Genomic DNA, 4619 nt, shown 5'->3' on the forward strand with positions numbered 1-4619 from the left:
AAGACTGACTTCTCTCCCTTGCGGCCTGCTTTTGCGGGATCAGAAAATGAAGTCCGAGTCGTCCAGATCGGCGATCGAGATGTTGTTCAGGGAGATAATGTTCCCCTCATGGTCGAAAATGTTGGTGGTGACAACATCCGGCAAGTCAAGGCCCCTTTGGGGAATTGCAACGGACTGCGTGACATGATGTCTGATCAGATCATCAAAGCTCTCAATTGAACTTACGCCGCGCAGATCGATTTTGTCTTTGTGTCCGTTTTTGTCCCAGTCTGTGATGGTATCTTTGCCGAAACCGTCGGCGAACACAAAGGTGTCGCTGCCATTTCCACCCGATAGGATGTCATCGCCGTTTTGGCCATACAGCAAGTCATCACCGCTGCCGCCTTGCAAAATGTCAGCGCCATTCCCGCCGGCAAGTTTATCGCTACCTCCGCCACCGTAAACAATGTCGCTTCCGGAACCGCCGTAGACGCTGTCGTTGCCCTTACCGCCCCGCACTTTGTCGGCGCCTCTGCTGCCTCTGACCTCGTCGTCTCCATTGCCGCCTTGCAGGGTGTCCGCTCCTCTGCCACCATTCAAAACATCAGCGCCGGAATTGCCATTCAGATAATCTTTTCCATCGCCACCGTTTATTGTGTCATTGCCCAGGCCGCCACTGAAAACATCTGCACCCGCGGTACCGGAAAAATGGTCATCTTCAGTAATTGCAACGCCGGGAACAGCTCCCCAGTCGATTACAGGAGCAGACGTAAGAAGGCCGCTGATGGGTTCGACATTCGTAACATTTTTCAGAAACGCACTATACTCATAAGCCGAGTCCATTTGTGGAAGAGGCGCACCGCCCAGGACGAAGAAATACTCAGTAACAACATCCAGAGCCTCAAATGTGACTTTCAGAACATCCGTTTCTTGACCGTCCCAAGTATACTTATGTGCAGCAATCGAATGACTGCCTGTTATTCCTTCTAATGCGTAACCGATTGCGCCGAGGAAATTGAGCATCTTCCGAGGCAAATCGCCGGCCGCTCCGCCACCGTTTCCGTTTACTTCCGTTTCTTCGATAGAGTGTCCGTTCAACCGGACCTCTGCAAGCGGCCCGGGGGCGAGAAAAGACAACAAGCTTGAGGGGGTTCCAGAATTCCCTGCGTTTTTTGGATCCGCAATTACGACTTCCAAAGTCTCATCACCGGCAAAGGTTGTCATGCCAAAGTTTTGGGTAATCCTGAAGCCGCCCAAGGAGTAAGTCGTCATTATCTTTCATCCAATGATTTTTGCTTTGCGAGTTTTTTGTAACGCTGATTGTTGCGTTTGGAAAAATTAGTTGCGGCGAATGCGGCTGGGGATTTCTTGTGTTTCTAAGTCGCCGGAAATCCAGTGTCGACAGCGGCAAGCGCAGTACTCCAGAACAGCGGAAATGCCCAAGTCCCTTGCTGTGCTACTCCATTCTTAGCGTGCCCGCCAGGCAGAGCCGTTCTGCGCGTTCGAATGGGCGCTGGGATGCTGCTCGTGCTGCGTACGCCACGGCATTAGGTGACCGCATACATTTCAAAACCAATTCCAGCGAGAAATTTGCACGCATCACCTACTCTTCCCTAAACGCCTGATTGAGCTGATCGGTCATCGGTTTGGTCAAATAGCTCAGCACAGACCGTTCTGTGGTCTGCAGGTATGCCTCCACAGGCATGCCGGGAACCAGTTCCAACCCTTCCAACCGCTCCAGTTCCGCCTGCGATGCAACGACGCGCACCCAGTAAAAGCTTTGCCCTGTGACTTCATCCAGAACTGAGGTTGGCGATACATCTGCGACCTGACCTAGCAGCTCCGGAGTACTGCGCTGATTGAAGGCGGAGAAGCGCAGCTTGGCAGGCTGGCCGACGTAAACCTGGTCAACGGCAGCCGGATCGATCCGGGTGCGGAAGCCCAGGCCTTCGTCCCGGGGAACAATCTCCATAATGGTTCCGCCAGGCGGCACCACACCACCGATAGTGGTGATCTGCATTTCATGCACCCGCCCGGACTTGGGCGCACGGATGGCCACGCGTTCAAGCTGCTTCTCGGTTGAGATGATCTGCTGGCGAAGCTCCTGAATTTGGGTGGTCACCTCACGCAAGCCCGTAACCACTTCCTCGCGCAGCTGCCGCTCGCCCTGAAGCATTTCCAGCTCGGTGTCGCGGATCGAGTTTTGGATCCGCGCCAGCTCGGAGCGGTGCTCGGAAATCTGCCCTAAAAGGTCCGCCTGCTGGCGTTGCAACGCCAGCACCTGCGGTGTCCTGGCCAGCCCCTTTTCGGTTAGCTGGAACAGTCCGCTGCGCTCCTGCTCCAGCAGCTCATGCTGCTCCTGTTTGGCCTGGATCAGGCCATTGACCCCGGTTGTCTGGTTATGGAACTGGCGGATTTTCTCGTTCAACTGTTCCTTGCGTCCGGTTTCCAGCTCGCGGCGGGCTTCGAAAATGCGGGACTGCCCAATCCGGTGGACCTGCGCTTCAAGGCCGGCGGTCAGCGGATCCGCTTCACCAAACGCAATTGACTTGGCCCCGCTCTGTTCTGCAACCAGCCGGTCACGGCTAGCCAGGGCTTCGGACAACCGGGTTCTATAGATCAGCAGGTTTGCCTTCAGCAGGGTATCGTCCAGCCGCATCAGCACATCGCCCTGCGCCACATTCTGCCCGTCGCTGACCAGAATTTCCTCGACAATACCGCCGTCCAGATGCTGCACGGACTTGGGCTTGCCCTCGACTTCGACCGAACCGACGGCGATGACGGCGCCACTGATCCAGGTAAGCTGAGCCCAGGCAATGACAACAGAGAAGAAAAGAATGGCGGCTAGTGCGCCCGTCTTTGCGGTCCGGGACAGGCCGGTTTTCAGTTGGGGTTCCATCGTCGTCATTCCACCGGTTCCTGTACTGCCGGCCTGCGGCTGGAAGTGGCTTTCTGCAGCACATCCTTCTTGTCGCCGAATTCCGCCACGCGGCCGGAATGCAGCACCAGCACCTTGTTGACAGCCGCAATGGCACTGGGCCGGTGTGCCATGACGATGACGGTAGAGCCGGCTTCGCGCAGGGTCATGATGGCCCGGCTCAGGGCTTCGTCGCCGTTTGTGTCGAGGTTGGAGTTCGGCTCATCCAGCACGACATAACGCGGCATGCCGAACACCGCCCGCGCCAGGCCGAGGCGCTGCAATTGCCCGCCCGAGAGCGGCTGCGCGCCATAGCCGAGCTCGGTCGAGTAACCCTCCGGAAGTTGCAGCACCATTTCATGCACACCGGCGATCTTGGCGGCGGCGATTACGTCCTCATCTTCGGCCTGCGGGTCGAAGCGGGCAATGTTGTCGCGGATCGTTCCGGCCATAAGCTCCAGATGCTGCGGCAAGTAACCGATGTGCCGGCCCAGGGCCTCCGGCGGCCATTGATCCAGGGTTGCACCATCCAGGCGCACCTCGCCGGCGCTGGGTTTCCAGGCCCCTACCAGGATGCGGGCCAGGGTCGATTTCCCGGAAGCCGACGGTCCAATCACGCCCACCGCGTCACCTGGAGCCAGAGCAAAGCTCACACAGTCCAGAATCGGCGGCCGCTCCCCGGCACGGGCTTGGTCCGGGGCATATGCAGTCACGTTCTGGACCGTGAGATGTCCTTCGGGATCGGGCAGTTGCACTGGCTGCACCTGGCTTTCAGGCACTTGCGCGAACAGCGCCTTGAGGCGCCTGTGGGCTTCACGCGCACGCACCACGTTGCGCCATTGGCCGATCACCTGATCAACCGGCGCCAGAGCCCGGCCTGAGATAATTGAAGCCGCGACGATCATGCCAGCAGAAATTTCCTGTTGCAGAGCAAGATATCCGCCCATTGCCAGAAGGGAACTTTGCAGCAGCATCCTGAAAGCCTTAGACGACGCGGCAAAGCCCTCAGCCCTGTCACCGCCAACCTGACCGGTGGCTAGGCCAGCGGCATGCATCTGCGACCAGCGCCCGGCTAGACGCTCATGCATTCCCAATGGCAGGATAGCGTCGGCATTGCGCCGCACCTGTTCAATAAAGAAGCTCTCAGTGCCGTCCATTGCCATCGCCTTGGCATGATACTGGCGCGTAGTCAGCTGGTTCAGAAGCGCCAGCGCAACGGCCACGCCCACACCAGCCAGGGTCAGAAAGCCTAGCCAGGGATGCACCAGGAACACGATCACAAGGTAAAGCGGGATCCAAGGCGCGTCGAACAGCCCCAGCATGGCCGGGCTGGGCAGGAAGCCGCGGACCACGGCCAGATCCGACAGCGGCCTGGACAGCGTTTGCGCGCCGGACAGGCCGGACTGCACCCAGATGCGGTAGGCGGCCGGGCCCACGGTTTGATCGAGCCTGTAGGCCGCCCGGCTGAGCAGCCGCGTGCGCAGGAAATCGTAAAGCGCCAGAAAGCCATAACACACGACCACAATGGCAAGGAGGCCCTGCAATGTGGCTACCGAGCCAGAGCTGAGCACCCGGTCATAGACCTGCAGCATGAACATCGGGCCTGTCAGCATCAGCACGTTGACAATAGCACTGAACAGCGCAGCCGCAAGGAAGCTGCGCTGCAGCCGCCTTGTGGCAGTTTCGTAGGAGTTCGTCTTGACAGTCTGCATTGTAGCCCGGC

General features: G+C 58.5%; 3 protein-coding genes. All 3 read right to left on the reverse strand.

Annotation, left to right across the window (positions count from 1 at the left end; translation table 11 throughout):
* Nucleotides 1–39: 39 nt before the first annotated feature.
* Nucleotides 40–1251 carry a calcium-binding protein gene (locus AC5STB_RS04595; RefSeq protein WP_495441796.1) on the reverse strand — a complete coding sequence of 404 codons (1212 nt, stop codon included), beginning with the start codon at nucleotides 1249–1251 and terminating at the stop codon, nucleotides 40–42.
* A gap of 331 nt (nucleotides 1252–1582) precedes the next feature.
* The gene (locus tag AC5STB_RS04600; RefSeq protein WP_495441797.1) at nucleotides 1583–2887 is read right to left on the reverse strand and encodes an HlyD family type I secretion periplasmic adaptor subunit; all 1305 of its coding nucleotides are present in this window, start codon (nucleotides 2885–2887) and stop codon (nucleotides 1583–1585) included.
* Nucleotides 2884–4608 (reverse strand): type I secretion system permease/ATPase, encoded by a 1725-nt coding sequence (locus tag AC5STB_RS04605; RefSeq protein WP_495441798.1) that lies wholly within the window; start codon nucleotides 4606–4608, stop codon nucleotides 2884–2886. Before AC5STB_RS04605 ends, AC5STB_RS04600 begins: the two co-directional genes overlap by 4 nt.
* Nucleotides 4609–4619 lie beyond the last annotated feature (11 nt).

Source organism: Leisingera sp. CC-HEC093, from assembly GCF_059429195.1.

Bases quoted from the DNA above. Each gene is read 5' to 3' on its own strand.
- AC5STB_RS04595 (WP_495441796.1), bottom strand. From the start codon at position 1,251: ATGACGACTTACTCCTTGGGCGGCTTCAGGATTACCCAAAACTTTGGC.
- AC5STB_RS04600 (WP_495441797.1), bottom strand. From the start codon at position 2,887: ATGACGACGATGGAACCCCAACTGAAAACCGGCCTGTCCCGGACCGCA.
- AC5STB_RS04605 (WP_495441798.1), bottom strand. From the start codon at position 4,608: ATGCAGACTGTCAAGACGAACTCCTACGAAACTGCCACAAGGCGGCTG.